Annotated in this window: 17 protein-coding genes; 6 read left to right on the top strand and 11 right to left on the bottom strand. The window is 40.2% G+C overall.

The window, feature by feature from the left end:
* The first annotated feature begins 332 nt into the window (after positions 1-332).
* Positions 333-1,550, top strand: coding sequence for an iron-containing alcohol dehydrogenase (locus G622_RS0112870; protein WP_026511058.1), 1,218 nt, complete (start codon positions 333-335; stop codon positions 1,548-1,550).
* A 207-nt stretch (positions 1,551-1,757) separates the two neighbouring features.
* Here G622_RS0112870 and G622_RS0112865 read toward each other — a convergent pair whose 3' ends face one another.
* From G622_RS0112865 to G622_RS0112855, 3 genes are read right to left on the bottom strand one after another with little or no spacing between them, the layout of a single operon-like run.
* Complete coding sequence (locus G622_RS0112865; RefSeq protein ID WP_026511057.1) at positions 1,758-2,387, bottom strand: hypothetical protein; 630 nt, start codon at positions 2,385-2,387, stop codon at positions 1,758-1,760.
* A 1-nt stretch (position 2,388) separates the two neighbouring features.
* A complete protein-coding gene (locus G622_RS0112860) occupies positions 2,389-2,790 on the bottom strand; it encodes a hypothetical protein (RefSeq protein ID WP_026511056.1) in 402 nt (133 codons plus the stop codon).
* Entirely contained in the window at positions 2,787-3,329 is a 543-nt protein-coding gene (locus tag G622_RS0112855) for an RNA polymerase sigma factor (RefSeq protein WP_026511055.1), read from the bottom strand. Before G622_RS0112855 ends, G622_RS0112860 begins: the two co-directional genes overlap by 4 nt.
* Positions 3,330-3,520: 191 nt before the next feature.
* Here G622_RS0112855 and G622_RS24715 point away from each other — a divergent pair, with 191 nt between their 5' ends.
* A complete protein-coding gene (locus G622_RS24715; RefSeq protein ID WP_049945847.1) occupies positions 3,521-4,012 on the top strand; it encodes a cyclic nucleotide-binding domain-containing protein in 492 nt (163 codons plus the stop codon).
* A 321-nt stretch (positions 4,013-4,333) separates the two neighbouring features.
* Here G622_RS24715 and groL read toward each other — a convergent pair whose 3' ends face one another.
* The 3 genes from groL to G622_RS0112830 form a co-directional block, all read right to left on the bottom strand.
* Complete coding sequence (gene groL, locus G622_RS0112840) at positions 4,334-5,956, bottom strand: chaperonin GroEL (RefSeq protein ID WP_026511054.1); 1,623 nt, start codon at positions 5,954-5,956, stop codon at positions 4,334-4,336.
* 54 nt (positions 5,957-6,010) lie between these two features.
* Complete coding sequence (locus G622_RS0112835; protein WP_026511053.1) at positions 6,011-6,295, bottom strand: co-chaperone GroES; 285 nt, start codon at positions 6,293-6,295, stop codon at positions 6,011-6,013.
* Between the two features lie 146 nt (positions 6,296-6,441).
* Positions 6,442-7,338, bottom strand: coding sequence for a metallophosphoesterase family protein (locus G622_RS0112830; RefSeq protein ID WP_026511052.1), 897 nt, complete (start codon positions 7,336-7,338; stop codon positions 6,442-6,444).
* 123 nt (positions 7,339-7,461) lie between these two features.
* Between G622_RS0112830 and G622_RS0112825 the strand changes: the two genes are divergently transcribed.
* Complete coding sequence (locus G622_RS0112825) at positions 7,462-7,764, top strand: hypothetical protein (RefSeq protein ID WP_026511051.1); 303 nt, start codon at positions 7,462-7,464, stop codon at positions 7,762-7,764.
* 109 nt (positions 7,765-7,873) lie between these two features.
* Here the strand turns inward: G622_RS0112825 and G622_RS0112820 are convergent, their stop codons facing one another.
* From G622_RS0112820 to G622_RS0112810, 3 genes are all read right to left on the bottom strand, one after another.
* Complete coding sequence (locus G622_RS0112820) at positions 7,874-10,285, bottom strand: glycoside hydrolase family 3 protein (protein WP_026511050.1); 2,412 nt, start codon at positions 10,283-10,285, stop codon at positions 7,874-7,876.
* Positions 10,286-10,581: 296 nt separating this feature from the next.
* Positions 10,582-13,218: a pyruvate, phosphate dikinase gene (gene ppdK / locus G622_RS0112815; protein WP_026511049.1), complete on the bottom strand. Its 2,637-nt coding sequence runs from the start codon at positions 13,216-13,218 to the stop codon at positions 10,582-10,584.
* A 99-nt stretch (positions 13,219-13,317) separates the two neighbouring features.
* Positions 13,318-14,193: a glycerophosphodiester phosphodiesterase family protein gene (locus G622_RS0112810; RefSeq protein ID WP_026511048.1), complete on the bottom strand. Its 876-nt coding sequence runs from the start codon at positions 14,191-14,193 to the stop codon at positions 13,318-13,320.
* Between the two features lie 252 nt (positions 14,194-14,445).
* On the opposite strand from G622_RS0112810, the gene G622_RS0112805 reads away from it, so the two are divergent.
* Positions 14,446-16,086, top strand: coding sequence for an ABC-F family ATP-binding cassette domain-containing protein (locus G622_RS0112805; protein ID WP_026511047.1), 1,641 nt, complete (start codon positions 14,446-14,448; stop codon positions 16,084-16,086).
* 131 nt (positions 16,087-16,217) lie between these two features.
* Positions 16,218-17,087: a phosphoribosylaminoimidazolesuccinocarboxamide synthase gene (locus tag G622_RS0112800; protein ID WP_026511046.1), complete on the top strand. Its 870-nt coding sequence runs from the start codon at positions 16,218-16,220 to the stop codon at positions 17,085-17,087.
* Between the two features lie 227 nt (positions 17,088-17,314).
* Here G622_RS0112800 and G622_RS0112795 read toward each other — a convergent pair whose 3' ends face one another.
* Positions 17,315-18,736: an MFS transporter gene (locus G622_RS0112795; protein ID WP_044957660.1), complete on the bottom strand. Its 1,422-nt coding sequence runs from the start codon at positions 18,734-18,736 to the stop codon at positions 17,315-17,317.
* A gap of 246 nt (positions 18,737-18,982) precedes the next feature.
* The gene (locus tag G622_RS0112790) at positions 18,983-19,834 is read right to left on the bottom strand and encodes a PHP domain-containing protein (RefSeq protein WP_026511044.1); all 852 of its coding nucleotides are present in this window, start codon (positions 19,832-19,834) and stop codon (positions 18,983-18,985) included.
* A 147-nt stretch (positions 19,835-19,981) separates the two neighbouring features.
* On the opposite strand from G622_RS0112790, the gene G622_RS0112785 reads away from it, so the two are divergent.
* Positions 19,982-21,001, top strand: coding sequence for a NifB/NifX family molybdenum-iron cluster-binding protein (locus G622_RS0112785; protein ID WP_026511043.1), 1,020 nt, complete (start codon positions 19,982-19,984; stop codon positions 20,999-21,001).

Here is a 21,001-nt window from a genome sequence, read left to right as displayed (position 1 = left end):
TATAGTACTACTAGAGATTAAAGTATAGTACTAATAGTAAATTAAGTGTAATTCAATCAAGTAGCAGTTTTGCTGAATATGCATAGTTTCATATTTTTCTTCATGAAAACGGGAATCGTATGGGGCAGGTCCTCGCGAAGTAAGGGGTGTGTCCTGCCAAAGGCAGGATTCTTGAACGCATTTTCATCTCTTTGTTTGGAAGGTCATATTTCACATATAAATACTTATTTTGCTTTTTATTTTTGACGTTTTATACTATAATAATCCTTAGGGTTACGTTATTTGTTTAACATTTTTAACAAATTCAATAAGCAATAAGGAGGTTTTTTAGTATGGCACGTTTTACATTGCCCAGAGACATCTATCACGGAAAAGGTGCTCTTGAGGCGTTAAAGACTTTTGAGGGCAAAAGAGCTATGGTCTGCACAGGTGGCGGATCTATGAAAAGAGGGGGATTCCTTCAGAAGGTTGAAGAGTATTTGAAGGAAGCAGGAATGGAAGTTGAGCTCTATGAGGGTATTGAGCCCGATCCTTCCGTTGAAACTGTTATGAAGGGTGCAGCAGCCATGGAGAAATTCCAGCCTGACTGGATTGTTGCTATCGGCGGTGGTTCACCTATTGATGCAGCTAAAGCTATGTGGATCAAGTATGAGTATCCTGACACCACATTTGAAGATATGTGTAAGGTATTCGGTCTTCCGAAGCTTCGCACAAAAGCTAAGTTCTGTGCTATCTCTTCTACTTCAGGCACAGCAACAGAGGTTACAGCTTTTTCAATCATCACTGATTATCAGAAGGGTATCAAGTATCCTATCGCAGACTTTGAGATTACTCCCGATGTAGCTATCGTTGATCCCGAGCTTGCACACACAATGCCTAAAAAGCTTGTTGCTCACACAGGTATGGATGCTATTACTCATGCTATTGAGGCTTATGTTTCTACAGCTAACTGTGACTACACAGATCCGCTTGCTATCCACGCAATCGAAATGATCATGGACAACCTTGTTAAGTCATATAACGAAGACATGGAAGCAAGAGATGCTATGCACAATGCTCAGTGCCTTGCAGGTATGGCATTCTCTAATGCACTCCTTGGTATCGTTCACTCTATGGCTCACAAGACCGGTGCTGTTTTCGCTGATCTCGGCGCTCACATTATTCATGGTGCTGCAAATGCTATGTATCTTCCTAAGGTCGTTGCATTCAACGCAAAGGATCCTGTAGCTAAGAAGCGCTATGGTGTTATTGCTGATTACATGCATCTTGGAGGATCAAATGATGACGAGAAGGTAGACCTTCTTATTAAGTATCTCCGCAAGATGAATGATGACCTCAATATTCCTCACAGCATCAATCATTACGGTGCTGACGGCCTTCCGGCAGAACAGGGCTTTGTACCTGAGGATGTTTTCCTTGAGAGACTTCATGACATTGCTGCCAACGCTCTCCTTGATGCCTGCACAGGATCAAATCCTCGTCAGCCCAGTCAGGAAGAGATGGAAAAACTTCTTAAGTGCTGCTACTACGACACAGAAGTTGACTTCTAAATAAACTATAAAAAGAAGGTGGACCCGTATTGTGATCCACCTTCTTTTTTAGTATTTGACAAGGTATCTTTGAATTTCTATTCTGTTCCTCGCTCCACTAAGCTCGACAAAAGCCTATCCTAGTGAACTTATATGACTCCACTAATCTCAATAAAGCCTATCTAAGTGGACTTGTATAGCTCAACCTTGCTAGTGCTCTTCTCAAAATCAAATAACACCCTGACCTTTTTCCTGATCATCTTTCTTGGTAAACTCATTTTGAGTATAAATGGGTGCACTATCCATATATTTATCAGTAATATACAGGTCTTTCTTTTTTCCAATAATAAGTCTTATTCCGATATATACGATTACAATTGCGAATATGAATGTAGGTAAAAAATAAAATGCATTATTTATAATTTCGAAGATAGCCAGTCCGGTGTAATCCGCGATATAATTCAAGCCTTCAGAAATAGGACTCATTATCATATTCCATATTATTGATAAGCCGGCGATAATGAGAACCCAGGCAACAATCTTTCTTGCAGTTGATGATTGAATATTTATCTTTTTCTCACCAAAAAGCTCATTCCAAAAATAATCATCCTGTACTGTCATGAAAAATTGAGGATTACAGGTTGCAAGATTTCTTGCATGGAAAAAGGCATAAAACCACAGTACAACCGGTATAATCATAAACGCATCACTTAATCCTAAAAAGCCTATGATTCCTATCATTCCCATAAAGCTGCCCATAATGCTTATTCCCATTTTCATGAACCCCATATACATTTCAGCAGCCCCCGGCATAAATGCAAATATAAAATTAAAAAATCCTCTCTTCTGTGCTTTCATATCAATCCTCCTTGTCCTTATCAAAATGACATCCGGTCATCGTCTCACTCATTACGTGATTTCCTAAAATTGCTGACACGTAATTTGTTCTTATTCTTTCTGAAGTCTGTTTTTCAACTACCTGAGCTTTTATAGCATTTATGCTGTCACTCTCCGATATAAATGGCGAAACTATCAGAAATAGAACCGCAGCAGCCATGGCCATACATACCTGAAATCTGAATTTCTTGTACTCTCTCTTTTTGTCCTCAAAAGAAACAGTGCTTTTCATTTCTGCTCTTTCAAGTCTCTTTAGCACTTCTGCCTCAAAACTAATCGGAGGTTCAAGAAGGCCTGCTTTTTCAGTTGATTCGATAAGACTATTCAAATCATCATCGCTTAAATATTTAAAATCATCATTCATGCACGAAGCCACTCCTCTCCATAAGATTTTTTCAGCATTTCTTTCGCACGATAAATTCTTGTCTGTACTGTTTTTATGTTTGATCCATTTTCTTCTGCAATCTCTTTTGCTGTCCTTCCGTTCACGAAATGCTCAAGAGCCACTTCATTGTAGCCATCTGGTAATTCTTTACAACATTTTGTGAAGCTACTCATAACTGCTTCTGATTCGTATATTTCTGCCGGATTATTTGAAGAAATACCTCCGCCCAAATAACCGTCATCCAAATCAGGCATCTCATCTTCTGCAGTCGGAAGAGCCCTTGCAGCAGCACTACGCAGATAATCTGTACATTTATTTGCCGCAATTCTGCAAATCCAGGCCTTTTCATTTTCTCCATCAAAGCTGTCCATGTGCATATATGCCGAGAGGAAAGTTTCCTGAGCAATATCTTCTGCTGTAAAATAATCTCCGGTCATTCTAAGGCAGATGGAAAAAACCAGCTTCTTATATTGGTCCATCCAGCGTATTAAATTGTCCTTTGCCTCTACTTTTTTCACCCTTTAGCTCCAATATCACCAGCAAAATCTTATTTTCGTCTCTCATATAATATAACGAGATAAAAATCATAAAGTCTTCAATTTTTTATTTTATATAATATTTATTTTTAAATAAACATTATTCTGCTTTCGCATATACTGATTCATGTATAATTTTATTATAGTTATTGTATTTCTAAGAGGAGGTCCTTATGAATATATCTGTGCCAGAGGGAACAATCATAATAAAGGAAGGTGAAAAAAATAAAGATCTGCATAAAATTGTAAGTGGTAATGTGGAGATTTATACCGGTTATGGCACAAAAAATGAATGTCTTCTGGGCATACTATCAAAGGGTAATTTTGTTGGAGAACTCGGATTTTTCACCCAAAAACCGTCCGTATATACTGCAGTTACTTATAATGATTGTATCATTTACAGGATACCAATATTGGATATGCGCAGATATCTTCTCGATAATATAGACGATGCCATAATGCTAATGCATAACATGGCTGATTCTGTATATAGTATCAGTTACATGATTGACCATATGCAAAAAGAATTAAATGAATTTAACAATGTAAATAAATCTGAGAATACTATTATCGCCAGAGATATGGCAAAGGAAATGACAAAACAAATCCTTAAATACAACATGGGATTAACAAGAGCCGTTTCGGAATTCAATCTTAAGACCTGATTTATTCTATAAGTAACCATTCTATCCATAAAGCAGCGCTTGACTTCATGCCGACAAAAAGCAGAATATATTCATGAGTTTTTGCTAGTGCTGCTGTCATTAAATACCTCGACTTTTTACGAAGTATACATTGTTCTTCTGCAAGGCGGAGGAATGAGTCGTACCGGGCGGTACGGCGATTGACGCCAACGCAGCAGAAGACAATTTAGACAAGTAATAAAGTCGACTTATTTGATGACAGTAGCACTAGATATAAAGAAAGACGACCAACTTATCACACATAAGCTGGCCGTCTTCAATAATTTCTATTTAAATGTCAGATTACATCATGCCCATTCCAGGGTTTCCTGCAGGCATCGGAGGTACGGGCTCCTTAACAGTAGCTACTGCAGCTTCTGTTGTAAGGAAGCTTGATGCTACTGATGTAGCATTCTGAAGTGCACTTCTTGTAACCTTAGCAGGATCGATGATACCATCCTTAACCATATCTACATACTCTTCTGAATATGCATTGAAACCAATACCCTGCTCAGATTCCTTAACCTTGTTAACAATAACTGATCCATCAAGACCTGCATTGTTTGCAATGTGGTAAAGAGGAGCTTCAAGAGCCTTAAGAACTACCTTAGCACCTGTCTTCTCATCACCTTCAAGTGTATCAGCAAGCTTTGCAACTTCCTTAGAAGCGTGGATATATGCACTACCACCACCAAAGATGATACCTTCTTCAACAGCAGCTCTGGTTGCGTTAAGAGCATCCTCCATACGATACTTAGCTTCCTTCATCTCTGTCTCTGTAGCAGCACCAACTCTGATAACTGCAACACCGCCAGCGAGCTTAGCAAGTCTCTCCTGAAGCTTTTCCTTATCGAAATCAGATGTTGTATCTTCAATCTGCTTCTTGATCTGAGCGATTCTAGCCTCGATCTCACTCTTCTCGCCAAGACCATCAACGATTGTTGTCTTTTCCTTCTCAACCTTGATGCTCTTAGCACGACCAAGATCATCCATAGTTGTATCTTTAAGCTCGAGACCAAGATCTGAGCTGATTACCTTACCGCCTGTAAGAATAGCGATATCTTCAAGCATAGCCTTTCTTCTGTCACCATAGCCGGGAGCCTTAACAGCTACTACATTGAATGTACCACGAAGCTTATTAACAATAAGTGTTGTAAGAGCTTCACCATCAACATCCTCAGCGATGATAAGGAGCTTAGCACCTGTCTTAACGATCTGCTCAAGAAGAGGAAGGATATCCTGAATATTTGAAATCTTCTTATCTGTGATAAGAACATAAGGATCATCAAGGTTAGCTTCCATCTTGTCCATATCTGTAGCCATGTAAGCAGAGATATATCCACGATCAAACTGCATACCTTCTACAAGGTCAAGCTCTGTAAGCATTGTCTTGGATTCCTCGATTGTGATAACACCATCGTTTGAAACCTTCTCCATTGCATCAGCGATCATCTGACCAACTTCATCATCACCTGATGAAACTGCTGCAACTCTCATGATCTGATCTTTACCCTTAACCTTAGTAGCCATCTTGCTGATAGACTGAACAGCAGCATCTGTAGCCTTCTTCATACCTTTTCTAAGTACGATGGGATTAGCACCTGCAGCAAGGTTCTTAACACCTTCATTGATCATAGCCTGTGCAAGAACTGTAGCTGTTGTTGTACCATCACCTGCTACATCGTTAGTCTTTGTAGCAACTTCTTTAACAAGCTGAGCGCCCATGTTCTCATAAGCATCCTCAAGCTCGATCTCCTTAGCGATTGTAACACCGTCGTTAGTGATTGTAGGAGCACCATAGCTCTTATCAAGAACTACATTTCTTCCCTTAGGACCAATTGTTACTCTTACTGTATCTGCAAGCTTATTAACGCCTTCAACCATAGCTGTGCGGGCATCAGCGCCATATTTAATTGTCTTTGCCATTTCTATTTGCCTCCGTTTTTTATATTACCTTCATCAGGCTCTATATAAATCCAATTATTTGATGATAGCTAAGATATCATTCTGCTTAACAATGATGTATGTTACATCATCAAGCTTAACCTCTGTTCCAGCATATTTTGAATAAATTACATTATCACCGGTCTTAACCTGCATCTTAACTTCCTTACCATCCACGATACCTCCGGGTCCAACAGCAATAACCTCTGCCTGCTGGGGCTTCTCCTTCTCAGCACCTGGAAGTACGATTCCTGATTTAGTAGTCTCCTCAGCTTCAAGTGCCTTAAGTACGACTCTGTCTGCAAGTGGTTCTAACTTCATTACAATTGCCTCCTTTATATTATCATTTTCTAATAAGCTATTTTTAATTGTTAGCACTCATTAGTTTTGAGTGCTAATCACTAGACATAATATTACCACACACATTAAAAAAATCAATACCCCTGACAGCAATAATTTGAAAAACATCAATCATTATTCCTTGGTTTTGGTATATCCTTGCCTGCAAGATCAATGAAATTTTGCTTTAATGCCTCTGCCCAATACTTCTCCGGAATCACCGGCCATCTGACTATTCCTCTTTCGGCTTCACATAATCGCATTGCCTGCAAGAGAATTGCTTCACTTAAATCTATACCGGTCCTTATGGTATGCATTGTTGCTGCCGCCCAGGCCGGCGCATATTCCATAAGTCCACTTGTCTGAAACTCTTTTATTAACGCATGCCTGTCATATTTTACCTGAATGAGCTCTTCCTCCCAGCCACTTCTTCCACTGTGCACTATGGCAAATTCAGCAAAACAATTCTTATTTCTTGGAAGCCCGAGAGCGCCTGGATTAACGACCCTTTTCCCCCTATATAAAAAACTTTCCTGCACATGCGTATGCCCATGAAAAAGAATATCCGTCTTCAATTTATTCATTATTTTCTTCGTATTACGTTTATCCCCAAATAAAAGCTCAGATGCTGAAGTCGGTGAGCCGTGGCAATATTCAAAACCCATGGTCTTTTTGGGATTCCAGATTCCATATATAGGTAAGCTGTCAAAAAAATTAAAATCCTTGTCAGTAAGCCTCTCATATGTAAACAAAAGACTTCCACTCCCGGATCCTTTCTCCCACCCAGTTTCGCCGTTTTTTCTATAATTAAGCATGTATTCCTCTCGGTTTCCTCTAACTATATAGCAAGTAAAATACTGCTTTAAAACGTATATTAATTCCATGGTCTTTTTTACACCTGGACAATCAGAAATAAAATCACCCAGCAGAATATAATTTGTAATCCCCTTCCCCATGCAGTAGTCGATACATGCCTGAAGCGCCGCACTGTTTCCATGAATGTCGCTAAATACAGCTATATCCAAAACTTTTCCCCTTTTCTTAAGTTTTTAATAATTTTATTATAAGTAGTTTATAGTCAAATAAAACCCTCTGTGCGAAAATATATTTAAAGTTTTATTCGGATATTTTTTATATGGAGGATAACTATGGCTGGTAATCGTGAAGATTTGATTCGTTCACTCGCAGGTGTTATGGGCATGAGTGGAGAAAAAAAGAAGGAAGCTTCACACTTCGATTCAACTACAGGAACTCTTTATTGCGGCAGTAAAGTTTTCTCTCAGACTGATATATCAGAAGCCAGAAAATTCTGCGAAAATAATATGAAAAAAATGGCTGAATTGAAGGATAATGCAGAAATGTATTACGAAATTGCAGCCTCCGCCATTGAGCTTCTTCAACAGGATAGTGTGAAGAACGGAGGAAAAGTAGTGGTAAAAGATCAATCGTAAAATATATCACCCCGGGCATATGCCCGGGGATTTCTGTATCATAATAAATTTATCGAACGCAGCTTTTATTGGAAAAGACTTTCATCATGCCATGCATGCCACTTCAGCATCAATCAATTCTCAATATAAGTGTGAGGATATTTTTAACTGCTGTATTAAGCTCATCTCTGGATATAGCGCCCTTTTCAAGTGCTGCCAATATTCTATCAGGATAGCCACAGCCCATTTTCATATCGTTTCCGGCTTTACATTCCTTATAGTTTTCACCAAAGGTCCACCAGTCAGTTGTAACCATTCCATCAAATCCCCACTCACCTCTAAGAATTCCATTCAGCAAATCCTCATTCTCAGAAGCACGTCTTCCATTAATAATATTGTAGGAAGTCATAATGCTCCAGGGATGTGATTCCTTTACAACAATCTCAAAGGCCTTCAGGTATATTTCTCTTATAGCTCTCTCAGAAGCTCTGGAATCACTGTTCTTACGGTTGGTCTCTTTATTATTCAATGCGAAATGCTTAGCCGTAGCTGCAACATTATTACTCTGAATTCCACGGACCATTCCTGCAGCCATCTTTCCTGTAAGATATGGATCCTCTGAATAGTACTCGAAATTTCTTCCACAAAGAGGTGATCTGTGAATATTTATAGCAGGTGTAAGCCATGCACCAATATTGTTCTCTTTTACTTCCTCACCTCCGGCGATACCAACCTTTTCGGTTATATCCGGATCCCAGGTGCAGGCAAGAAGTGTTGCGCAAGGAAATGCAGTAGTCTTCACCCCGACCTGTGGCTGAATACGAAGACCTGCAGGGCCATCTGCTGTCATAACATTAGGAATACCAAATTCATAGTTGTTACCATATCCAAAGGTATTGGCTACGCCGACATTAGGCTGACCTCCTACAAGCCATGCAGCATCCTCATCAGAAAGTGCTTTCACAAATTCATCAAGTGAAAGTTTACCATTAAAGACATCGATGAGCTGAGGTTTCTCTGATGGCTTAAAGCAGCATCTTGGTCCTTCCGGTCGAACTCTGGGAGTCGGTAAATCAGGCTCTTCACATGGCATATCTCTAAGCACATTCTCATTATATTTTGTAATATCTCTCTGCTGAAGCATCTCATAGGAACCATCAGCCAGAAGACGCTTAGTAAGAGCTGCAGGAGCCATTCTCTCTGTAAGCTGAAGGACTACTCTGTTATCATCCAAAGTATACTCGGTATCTACCTTTTTAGCATTTCTTACATCTGTGCCCACATAGAATTTATATTTACCCTTTTCAAGCACATAAGCAGACTTCTTAACCTTTCCAAGGTCATCATAGGAAGCCATTTCATCTGCTGAAAACTCGATAATTATTCTCTGTGTCTGTCCCGGCAAAAGCTCTGCCGTTTTCTTGAAGCCTATAAGCTGTCTTTCAGGCTTACCAAGTTTACCCTGAGGTGCACTAAAATAAACCTGAACTACTTCCTTACCGGCGCAGTTACCGATATTTGTAACATTCAGCTTAACCGATATCTTACCGTCATCATCACTGACTTTGATGTGATTTAAACTAAATTCGGTATATGAAAGTCCATAGCCAAAAGGATAAACTACCTTCTTAGCTGCATCCTTCATGGTTTCAAAATATCTGTAGCCCACATAAATATCTTCTTCATACTCTACATAATCATCAGAGTCATGGAAATGCTCTGTTCCGGGATAATCCGCCAAATCTTTTGCAAAAGTATCCGAGAGCTTACCACTGGGATTGCCAAGTCCGCAAAGAAGCTCTGCTGTTGCAAGTCCGCCTTCCATGCCTCCCTGCCATGCAATGAGCGCAGCACTTATATCTTCACTATCTTTGATCCAGGAAACATCAAACATGCCTCCAATATTAAGTACTATGATAGTCTTATCAAAGGATTTTCTTACGTCATCCAGTAGTTTCTTTTCTGCCTTGGATAAATAAAAATCTCCGCGCTCAAAAAGCTTATCCGTTATATCAATAAGCTCCTGGTCAACATCTTTGAGTTTACGGTCAATAACCTTATCACTCTTTCTGTCCCAGCCCTCTCCGGAATATCTGCTAAACGAAACAATTGCTGTATCTGTAAAGGCTCTGGCCTTAGCAAAAAGATCCTGTGGAACTTCAGGCTCTGCTATAAGCCCCGGAAGAATTCCTTTCTTATACTTAGCAGATACATAATCCTCATAAAATGAAACGGAATCATTAAATAACGACACCTGTCCCGGCAACTTATTAAACCCTTCTGCAAGATTTGTTACATAAGGAACAGTGACATCACCACTTCCGCCACCACCTTTAACATAATCTATAGTAGCTTTTCCAAAAAGAGCGATCCTCTGTCCTCTTTTAAGCGGCAATGTTTCACCATCATTTTTTAACAGGACCATACCCTCTTTAGCTGCATTTTTGGATATCTCAATATGCTCCTTAGATGCAGTAACCTTGCAACCATCCTCTCTGAGTGGCAGATTTGGATGATACTTAACGCGTGTCCATTTCTCCATGTATTAACCCTCCAATTTTAAAAATGAAATATCTTTTTATCGCTTCCCATCTGAAAGTGTAAAATGCCAGAAATCCCATATTTTCCAAACAAGTACCTATCGGATTTTAACGATAACAATATTATATCTGTTTTACCTGTATTCTATATCAAAAAAGTTAGAAAACATAAAAATATCTCTAAATTTTGAGTAGCATTTAATAAGATTGATTAATGTATGAAAGGCCGGACACATATCCATAATGAATAGTGTCCGACCTTTATTAAGCCGAGTACATAACGCGATTAACGCGAATATTATTTGTTAGCGATAGCTGCCTGAGCTGCTGCAAGTCTAGCAACAGGTACACGGAAAGGTGAGCATGAAACATAGTCAAGACCAATCTTGTGGCAGAACTCAACTGATGAAGGATCTCCACCGTGCTCTCCGCAGATACCAACGTGAAGGTTAGGATTAACGGGCTTACCAAGCTTAAGTGACATATCCATAAGCTTACCAACACCTGTCTGATCAAGCTTAGCGAAAGGATCGTTCTCGAAGATCTTCTCATCATAGTAAGCGTTAAGGAACTTACCAGCATCATCACGAGAGAATCCAAATGTCATCTGTGTAAGGTCGTTTGTACCGAAGCAGAAGAAATCAGCTTCCTTAGCGATCTCGTCAGCTGTAAGAGCAGCTCTCGGGATCTCGATCATTGTACCAACCTCATACTCAAGCTTAGCACCAGCTGCAGCGATTTCAGCATCAGCTGTCTCACATACAACCTTCTTAACGAACTTAAGCTCTTTAACTTCACATACAAGAGGGATCATGATTTCAGGCTTAACATTCCAATCAGCATGAGCCTTCTGAACCTCAAGTGCTGCACGGATAACAGCCTTTGTCTGCATCTTAGCAATTTCAGGATATGTAACTGCAAGACGGCATCCTCTGTGACCCATCATAGGGTTGAACTCATGAAGTGAAGCGATGATAGCCTTGATGTCTTCAACGCTCTTGTTCTGAGCATCAGCAAGCTTCTTGATCTCTTCTTCTGTTGTAGGAACGAACTCATGAAGCGGAGGATCAAGGAATCTGATTGTAACAGGGCATCCCTCAAGTGCTTCATAGAGCTGCTTGAAGTCGTTCTGCTGATAAGGAAGAATCTTCTCAAGTGCAGCTTCTCTCTCTTCTACTGTATCTGAGCAGATCATCTCACGGAATGCAGCAATTCTGTCTTCCTCGAAGAACATGTGCTCTGTACGGCAAAGACCGATACCCTCAGCACCAAGCTCACGAGCCTTCTTAGCATCAGCGGGTGTATCAGCATTTGTACGAACCTTAAGCTTTCTGAACTGGTCAGCCCAATCCATGATACGGCCAAATTCGCCTGCGATCTGAGCATCTACAGTCTTGATAACGCCATCATAGATGTTACCTGTTGTACCGTCGATTGAGATGAAGTCTCCTTCGTGGAACTCTTTACCAGCAAGTGTGAACTTCTTGTTCTCTTCGTCCATGTTGATGTCGCCACAACCTGAAACGCAGCACTCACCCATACCACGAGCAACAACGGCAGCGTGTGATGTCATACCACCACGAACTGTAAGGATACCCTGAGCAGCCTTCATACCTGTGATATCTTCAGGTGATGTCTCAAGACGAACAAGGATAACCTTCTCACCTCTCTCAGCCCATGCTACAGCGTCATCAGCTGTGAATACAACCTTACCGCAAGCAGCACCGGGTGATGCACCAAGACCCTTACCCATAGGAGTAGCAGCCTTAAGAGCAGCAGCGTCGAACTGAGGATGAAGAAGTGTATCAAGGTTACGAGGATCGATCATTGCTACAGCTTCTTCAGGAGTCTTGTGTCCCTCATCAACAAGGTCACAAGCGATCTTAAGAGCAGCAGGAGCTGTTCTCTTACCATTACGGCACTGAAGCATGTAAAGCTTCTTGTTCTCAACTGTGAACTCCATATCCTGCATATCGTGATAGTGGTTCTCAAGAGTATCACAAACTTTGATGAACTCAGCGTATGCTTCAGGGAATTCCTTCTCCATCTGAGCGATCGGCATAGGTGTACGAACACCAGCAACTACGTCCTCACCCTGAGCGTTGATAAGGAACTCACCCATAAGTTTATTCTCACCTGTTGCAGGGTCACGTGTAAATGCAACACCTGTACCAGACTCGTTATTAAGGTTACCGAATACCATAGGCATTACGTTAACAGCTGTTCCCCATGAATAAGGGATATCATTGTCACGACGGTAAACGTTAGCACGAGGGTTATCCCATGAACGGAATACAGCCTCGATAGCAAGCTTAAGCTGCTCTACAGGATCTGAAGGGAAATCTGTACCAAGCTGATTCTTGTACTCAGCCTTGAACTGCTCAGCAAGTTCCTTAAGATCTGCTGCTGTAAGGTCTACGTCAAACTTAACACCCTTCTGCTCTTTCATCTTGTCGATGAGCTGCTCGAAGTACTTCTTACCAACTTCCATAACAACGTCAGAGAACATCTGGATGAAACGACGATATGAATCATATACGAAACGCTCGAATGCAGGATCAGGATTGCCCTTGATCATTGCATTTACAACCTCGTCATTAAGACCAAGGTTAAGAATTGTATCCATCATACCAGGCATTGATGCACGAGCACCTGAACGAACTGATACAAGAAGAGGATTCTGAAGATCACCAAACTTCTTGCCGTTGATCTCTTCCATCTTCTTAACGCCTTCCATAGCCTGAGCCATGATCTCGTCGTTGATTTTACGACCATCTTCATAGTACTGTGTACAAGCTTCTGTAGAAATTGTGAAGCCCTGAGGTACAGGAAGTCCGATTGATGTCATCTCAGCGAGGTTAGCACCCTTACCGCCAAGAAGGTTTCTCATGGTCATGTCGCCTTCGCTGAACATGTAAACGTATTTTTTCGCCATTTCACTACCTTTCTTACCGATTATTCGATTCGGTAAAACCCTTTCCATTTATGTTACAAATTTATAATTAACTATGAATAGCATAGCAATTACCAAAAGTTATGCAGGGATAAATCCCTCAAAAATAAAAATCTCAAATCTTCCGCGATTATTATCAAGCTCTTCCTGGGACTTAATAGTCCAGGCTGCAGCAGTATTCCTATATAAGCCATGGCAAATCATTCTAGACAGATTCCCGGCATATTTATGATTATATGCAACAAAATCCGGCTTAGTCAGAAAGTTAAAAATAAGAAACGCCAGTAAATAATAAAGCGGTGTATGCCAAAGTGTTTCAGGCTCTCTGAAAAACTCCTCTGAAAGCTGACCTCTGAATACCTCCTTATGATTCCGGCGATACCACCAAAGTCCTAAAGGATTAAAGGATTCGATACAATAAACTCCCTTATAATTACGAAGCATATTGTCAACTACAGGACAAACTGTTGTATCAAATAATTCAATCTTCAGTTCGATGATAAGCGGAACCTTCCCATCTACCATTCTCAGAAAATCTTCAAACTTCGGGATCTTCTCATCTGAATCAAGTAAATGAAATTGCTGCAGTTCCTCATAGGTGTAATCAATTACCTTACCGGCGACACCTATACTGCCATCCTCATTGCGTACTGCATCTTCAGGAATGCATTCATCTTCATATCTGGCAACTCTTGCCAATGTAAAATCGTGGAAAATAACCGGAACCCCATCCTTAGAGAGTTGAACATCAAGTTCTATTCCATACCCCGCATCAACAGCCTTTTTAAATGCAGCCATGGAATTCTCCGGAGCTGTAGTCCTGTTATCATGCAATCCTCTGTGCGCATAAAGATTCTGTTTAAGAAGTCTGTCCGCAGAAGGTCTTCCAAACATACGTGGCATAATGGCCAATAGGTAAAGAATTAGTAAAATAACAACTATAAGCAAAACCCTCAAAGTAACTACCTGACTTCCTAATATACTTTTCTTATTTAAAACGCCTAGAGTATTTTAATATCTAACGCAAATTTTTACAAGTATAAAAAAATAAAATGTCAAGGCTTTTTTCACAATTTTTTCGATGTTTTTCCACCTTTTTGCTATAAAATGTAAATTATTTTTATTTAATTGCTTTTTTCAAATGTATCAAATATAATACCATGTTGGTTACATAATTATAGTAGAAACACATTTGGAGGAATCCTAAGCATGATAAGTGCAAACAATGTCACATTAAGAGTCGGAAAAAAGGCTCTGTTTGAAGATGTAAATATAAAATTTACCGAGGGTAACTGTTACGGTATCATCGGTGCCAACGGCGCCGGAAAATCAACTTTTCTTAAGATATTATCCGGCAGACTTGAGACCACAAACGGCGATGTAGTAATAACTCCCGGTCAGCGTCTCTCCTTCCTTGAGCAGGATCACTTTAAATATGATGAGTTCACAGTACTTGATACTGTCATCATGGGTAATGCCCGCCTCTACGAAATAATGAAGGAAAAGGATGCTATTTACGCAAAAGAAGATTTTACTGATGAAGATGGTATCCGCGCCAGCGAGCTTGAAGGCGAGTTCGCAGAGATGAACGGATGGGAAGCTGAGTCAGATGCCGAGAGCCTTCTTAATGGTCTTGGTATTGATACCGATCTTCACTACAAGTTTATGAAGGAGCTTGACGGTAATCAGAAGGTTAAGGTACTTCTTGCAAGAGCACTTTTCGGTAATCCGGATATTCTTCTTCTGGACGAGCCTACCAACCACCTTGACATGGACGCTATTGCATGGCTTGAGGAATTCCTCATTAACTTTGAGAATACAGTCATCGTCGTATCCCACGATCGTTACTTCCTGAATAAAGTATGTACACATATTGCTGATATCGATTATGGCAAAATGCAGCTTTATGCCGGAAACTACGACTTCTGGTATGAGTCATCACAGCTGATGATCCGTCAGATGAAGGAAGCCAACAAGAAGAAGGAAGAACAGATCAAGGAATTGAAGGAGTTCATCGCTCGTTTCTCTGCTAACGCAAGTAAGAGTAAGCAGGCTACTTCCCGTAAGAAGGCCCTTGAAAAAATCGAGCTTGATACCATTAAGCCTTCATCAAGGAAATATCCTTACATCGACTTCAGACCTGACAGAGAAATCGGTAATGAAGTCCTTACAGTAGATGGCATCAGCAAGACTATTAATGGTGAAAAAGTTCTTGATAACATTTCTTTTGTTGTCCAGCATGATGACAAAATCGCATTTGTAGGCGGTAATGAGCTTGCAAAAACCACTCTGTTCCAGATACTTACAGGTGAAATTGAGCCTGATGAGGGAACATACAAATGGGGCGTAACAACATCACAGGCTTACTTCCCCAAGGACAACACTAAAGAATTTGATAATGACTATACAATCACAGAATGGCTCACAGGATATTCTGAAATAAAGGATGTAACTTATGTCCGCGGATTCCTTGGCCGTATGCTCTTTGCAGGTGAGGATGGTGTTAAAAAGGTCAAAGTCCTCTCCGGTGGTGAAAAAGTAAGATGTATGCTCAGTAAGATGATGATTAGCGGTGCCAACTGCCTTATCTTCGATGAGCCCACAAACCACCTTGATATGGAATCAATCACGGCACTTAACCAGGGTATGATCAAGTTCCCCGGCGTTGAGCTATTTGCCTGCCGTGATCACCAGGTTGTTCAGACAACAGCTAACAGAATAATGGAGATCCTGCCTGACGGCTCACTTATCGACAAGCGCTCTACTTACGATGAGTATCTTGAAAGTGATGCTATGGCAAGAAAGCGTACTGTATACAGTACTAATGAAGATGAAGATAATGATGATTAATATCATTTTATCTAAGATTCCTGAACACACATAATATGCGTTCAGGAATCTAAAGATTTATGAAAGATTTTCATTATCATTCATAAATCATTAAATTGTAAATCACAGTTAAAGCCAAAGGGAGGATAATTATGCAGGAATATAGTCCGGTAAAAGAAGGTAAGGTTCGTGAGATTTATGATGTTGGTGATGCACTTATTATGGTAGCAACTGACAGAATCTCCGCATTTGATGTAATTCTCAAGAACAAAGTTGAGAAAAAAGGTACTGTTCTCACACAGATGTCAAAGTTCTGGTTTGACTATACCAAAGATATTGTTAACAACCACATGATCAGCACAGATACAGCTGATATGCCTGAGTTTTTCAGAAGTCCACAGTTTACCGGTAACAGTATGCTCTGCAAAAAGCTTACTATGCTTCCCATCGAATGTATTGTTCGTGGCTATATTACAGGTAGCGGCTGGAATAGTTATAAGGAGAACGGAACTGTCTGCGGTATTAAGCTCCCTGAAGGGCTTAAGGAATGTGACAAGCTTCCTGAACCTATCTACACCCCCTCTACCAAAGCAGAAATCGGTGATCATGACGAGAACATTGATTTCGAGAGATCTGTAGAAGTTCTTGAAAGAGACTTCCCCGGACATGGTCAGGAATATGCAGAGAAACTTCGCGATTACACTATAGCTCTTTATAAGAAGTGTGCAGATTACGCTCTTACACGCGGAATCATCATCGCTGATACCAAGTTCGAGTTTGGACTTAATGAAAATGGCGAGGTTGTACTTGCAGATGAGATGCTTACACCTGACAGCAGCCGTTTCTGGCCTGTAGAAGGTTACGAGCCCGGAAAATCTCAACCTTCCTTTGATAAGCAATTTGTCAGAGATTACCTCAAGGCTAATCCTGATTGTGACTACAATCTTCCTTCAGATGTAATCGATAAGACAATTGCTAAATATGAAGAAGCATATGAATTATTGACAGGAAAAACATTATAATTATTGATAGAAAAAACATTATAATTATTGAAATACCCTCTTTACCGAGCAAAACCGGTAAGGAGGGTATTTTTTATACGTTACAGTTTCGAATATAAATGAAAACAAGTGGAAATATGACTTTTGAACGCATTAAGGAAAAACATTCAAAATCCCGCCTTCATCTTACGATGAATCCTATGTCTTTTTTATAATCAAAAAGGAAATGAACCACAGAAATTCATCCGTCAGATTTTCTCAACCTTAATAGGTGTCCTGCGTTTTAAGGGTTTAGTATCCCCATGCCTGACCATCAGCATGGTAATAAATGCAAGCATTGAGAATACCACTGCATAAGGAAACAATGTTCTATAAGACACATGTTCCAACAGAAATCCTGAGAAAATAGGAGTAAATACCTGTGCTGCCATTGAAAAGGTATAGTAAAGACCTGTATATTTTCCTATTACTGAGCTTCTGCCCATCTCAACAACCATTGGATATGAATTAACATTAATCGCTGCCCAGCCAATTCCTATCAATCCAAAATAAAAATTCATTATCGGATTGTACTGAGGCATAAGTGCAGCTGCAAGATAACACAAAACCATTAAAGCCACACCCATAAGAATTGTAAGCTTTCGCCCTATTTTTGCTGAAAGATTACCAATAGGAAGATACGCCAGTACCGCGGCAACAGTTGCTACCATAAGGCAATCGGCATAAGCTCCGTTACGAAGTCCCCAGACTTCACCCACATATCTTGAAAAGGCAGTGGTCACAGCATTATACGCCGTAAACCATAGAAATACCGAGAGGAGAAGAAAGAGCATACTTCTCTTAACATCTTTTGTAAGCAAATCGCCTTTTGCATCATTAACGGAATTACTTTCTGTATTTTTTTCAGCATCACTTATCCTGGCACTGACCGAATTACTTACTGTAGCCCTATCAGAATCACTTGCATCAACAGACGCTAAATCCTTTATCCTTTCATGATCATTGTCATTTAGCCTTCCGCCCTCTCCATCAAAGTCATCAACTCCCTCTCTGACCTTTGTTATAAGCTTGTTTTCAGGAATTGTGATAAAGAGGATCATCACTGTAAGAACCATAAAAATTACAAGCGACAGCATGAGCGGAATATAATTGGTGTCCGCTTCATTTTCAGCAGATTTAAGAAGCATCTTTATCATAACCAGGGTATATACTGCCCCAAGTGTTCCCATTAAATTGATAATGGCATTAGCCTTACTTCTGTGGACTGCAGGCGTCAATTCAGGCATAAGTGCAACTGCAGGTGACCTGTAGGTTCCCATTGATAACAGAAGAAAAAACAGAATTGCAATAAAAAGCGCCAGGTTGCTGCTTACATGTGCAACATATATAAGCAATATGAGCAGTGCTGATGAAACAAATGTTCCAATAAGAATAAAAGGCATTCTTTTTCCTATTTTCGTGTCCACTTTATCTGAAATGGAACCAAAAACAGGCAACATGAAAAGAGCAAGAATATTGTCAAGTGCCATAATAGCGCCTGTCCAGGTCTCGCCGAGACCAAAATGATATGTCAAAATCTTTGGGATTTCGTTATCGTAGAATTGCCAGAATGAACAGATCGACATGAAAGCCAATCCGATTAGTATTGTTCTCTTATAATTCAATTTCATTATAGATTTTCCCCCAAAAAACTTTTTTTCTATCCCCTGGATAAAAATATGCCCCAAATCTTTATCCAAAAATTATCCTCTTATCTGATTCTATTTATCTAATTTTGTTTATCTGATTTTATTTATCTAATCTCATTTATGAATTTTATTTTTATCTTATTATTGCCAGAATCTAATACTGAAAAACCTTTCAATTTCTGTTAATTTCATTTTTGACTTTTATTGCCAGGCTTTGCTTTTTCAGGATTAGTTCTTCCCCGCATATTCCTTGATTTTATCCAACACCTCCATTGGTACAACCATTCTTCCGGTGCCCACAGCCAAATCAATGTGCGGCTTATTAGCACCATGGAAATCAGAACCACCGCTGATCAGAAGGTCATACTTTTTTGCAAGGGCCTTTATATCCCGCTCATCCTGGGCAGTATACGTGCCATAAAGTGCCTCAATACCTACAAGTCCAACGTCCTTAAGCTCGTGAACAAGCTTATCCATCTCATCCTTTCCAAGTCCATACAAAACCGGATGAGCCAGAACAGGCACACCATTAGCAGATAAAATCTGCTCCACCGCCATCTGCGGCGTGATTTTTTCTCTGGGAACATAGCATGGGCAGTGGTCTCCAACATATCTGTCAAAGGCCTCCTTCACGCTACTTACATATCCTTTGGAATAAAGAAATTTCGCAAAGTGTGCTCTTGTAATAACAGCACCAGGATTCATATCAACCAATTCCTCAAATGTAACAGGGAAACCGGCTTCAGTCAGTTTCTCACACATCTTGCGGTTTCTGTTTACTCTTGAATCAATAAATCCTTTCAGACTAGCCTGATATTTCTTATCCTGGTAATCAATGTAAAGTCCAACAACATGAACATTTTTCCCGTTTCTGGTTGTGGAGTACTCGATGCCCGGAATAATCTCAAGATCAGGATACATCTCTCCTCTCTCCATGGCTTCAGATAATCCCCATACCGTATCGTGGTCCGTAAGAGCAAGGGCTGACAAGCCCTTTTCAACAGCATAATCTACCAGCTCTGTGGGAGAATAGGTTCCATCAGAAGCAGTTGAATGAGTATGTAAATCAACTATTTTCATAAGCATTTTCTCTTTCGAATTAAGGTTATCAGTTTAGAATTATTATAATACCTTATAAATGCTCTGTTCAAATAAAAACCAAATTTGATTAAACATTTCAAATATGTTAATATCTTGTAATTGTGAACTATCAGAAAGGAAGAAATTATGAAAATAGCAGTGACATATAGTAATGGTGAAGTGTTCCAGCATTTTGGACATTCCGAGCAGTTTAAAATATATGAAGTTGAAGAAGGCAACGTAAAATCATCAGAGGTTATCGGTTCTGATGGACAGGGCCATGGCGCTTTGGCAGGTCTTCTTGCAAGTGAAGAAATTGATGTTCTTATATGCGGTGGCATCGGTGGTGGTGCTATGCAGGCTTTAAATGATAACGGAATCGAGGTTGTTGCAGGTGCTTCAGGAGATACTGATGAAGTCGTAACAGCTTATCTTAATGGTGAACTTGAAAGCACCGGTGTCAACTGTAACCATCACGGTGAAGGCCATAGCTGTCACGATCATGAGGATGGACACTCCTGTGGAGGTCATGGTGAAGGTCATTCCTGCGGTGGCCATAATTCCGAGTCAGATGCAAATGATGCAGCCAATAGTAACAGTGATGAAAAATCCTGCGACTGTGGTGATAATGAATCCTGTAATTGCGGCGATGACGAAGTTTGCGGATGCGGCGATGATGAGGAAGGCTGCGGTGGCGGATGCGGCGGATGCCATGGTTGCCACTCTGCTCCTGCCATTGAAGGTAAAAATGTTGGAAAAACCTGCCGTACTCATTATGTAGGTACATTTAATGATGGTACCCAGTTTGATTCTTCCTACGACAGAGGCGAGCCTCTTGAATTTGTATGCGGAGCAGGTATGATGATCCACGGTTTTGATGCTGCCGTTGCAAATATGGAGGTTGGTGAAACAATTGAAATCCACCTTGATCCTTCTGAAGCATATGGCGAGAGAAATCCCAATGCCATCATGACAACCGAGATTTCTGAGCTCCCCGGTTCTGAAGACCTCACAGTAGGTCAGCAGGTATATCTTCAGGATATGTTTGGAAGACCGATTCCTGTAGTTGTAACTGAAAAAACTGACAGCACAATAACTCTTGATGCAAATCATGAGATGGCTGGAAAAGAATTGAACTTTAAGATTGAACTTATGGAAGTAGTCTGA

Source organism: Butyrivibrio sp. LC3010 (assembly GCF_000424385.1).
Classification (GTDB): domain Bacteria; phylum Bacillota; class Clostridia; order Lachnospirales; family Lachnospiraceae; genus Butyrivibrio.
Note: the sequence above shows the minus strand (reverse complement) of the source record. Positions and strands in the feature narration are given on the sequence as shown.

What these genes read in the sequence shown, in the direction of transcription:
- G622_RS0112870 (WP_026511058.1), top strand. Translation starts at nt 333, where the DNA reads ATGGCACGTTTTACATTGCCCAGAGACATCTATCACGGAAAAGGTGCT.
- G622_RS0112865 (WP_026511057.1), bottom strand. Translation starts at nt 2,387, where the DNA reads ATGAAAGCACAGAAGAGAGGATTTTTTAATTTTATATTTGCATTTATG.
- G622_RS0112860 (WP_026511056.1), bottom strand. Translation starts at nt 2,790, where the DNA reads ATGAATGATGATTTTAAATATTTAAGCGATGATGATTTGAATAGTCTT.
- G622_RS24715 (WP_049945847.1), top strand. Translation starts at nt 3,521, where the DNA reads ATGAATATATCTGTGCCAGAGGGAACAATCATAATAAAGGAAGGTGAA.
- groL (WP_026511054.1), bottom strand. Translation starts at nt 5,956, where the DNA reads ATGGCAAAGACAATTAAATATGGCGCTGATGCCCGCACAGCTATGGTT.
- G622_RS0112835 (WP_026511053.1), bottom strand. Translation starts at nt 6,295, where the DNA reads ATGAAGTTAGAACCACTTGCAGACAGAGTCGTACTTAAGGCACTTGAA.
- G622_RS0112825 (WP_026511051.1), top strand. Translation starts at nt 7,462, where the DNA reads ATGGCTGGTAATCGTGAAGATTTGATTCGTTCACTCGCAGGTGTTATG.
- G622_RS0112820 (WP_026511050.1), bottom strand. Translation starts at nt 10,285, where the DNA reads ATGGAGAAATGGACACGCGTTAAGTATCATCCAAATCTGCCACTCAGA.
- ppdK (WP_026511049.1), bottom strand. Translation starts at nt 13,218, where the DNA reads ATGGCGAAAAAATACGTTTACATGTTCAGCGAAGGCGACATGACCATG.
- G622_RS0112805 (WP_026511047.1), top strand. Translation starts at nt 14,446, where the DNA reads ATGATAAGTGCAAACAATGTCACATTAAGAGTCGGAAAAAAGGCTCTG.
- G622_RS0112800 (WP_026511046.1), top strand. Translation starts at nt 16,218, where the DNA reads ATGCAGGAATATAGTCCGGTAAAAGAAGGTAAGGTTCGTGAGATTTAT.
- G622_RS0112795 (WP_044957660.1), bottom strand. Translation starts at nt 18,736, where the DNA reads ATGAAATTGAATTATAAGAGAACAATACTAATCGGATTGGCTTTCATG.
- G622_RS0112790 (WP_026511044.1), bottom strand. Translation starts at nt 19,834, where the DNA reads ATGAAAATAGTTGATTTACATACTCATTCAACTGCTTCTGATGGAACC.
- G622_RS0112785 (WP_026511043.1), top strand. Translation starts at nt 19,982, where the DNA reads ATGAAAATAGCAGTGACATATAGTAATGGTGAAGTGTTCCAGCATTTT.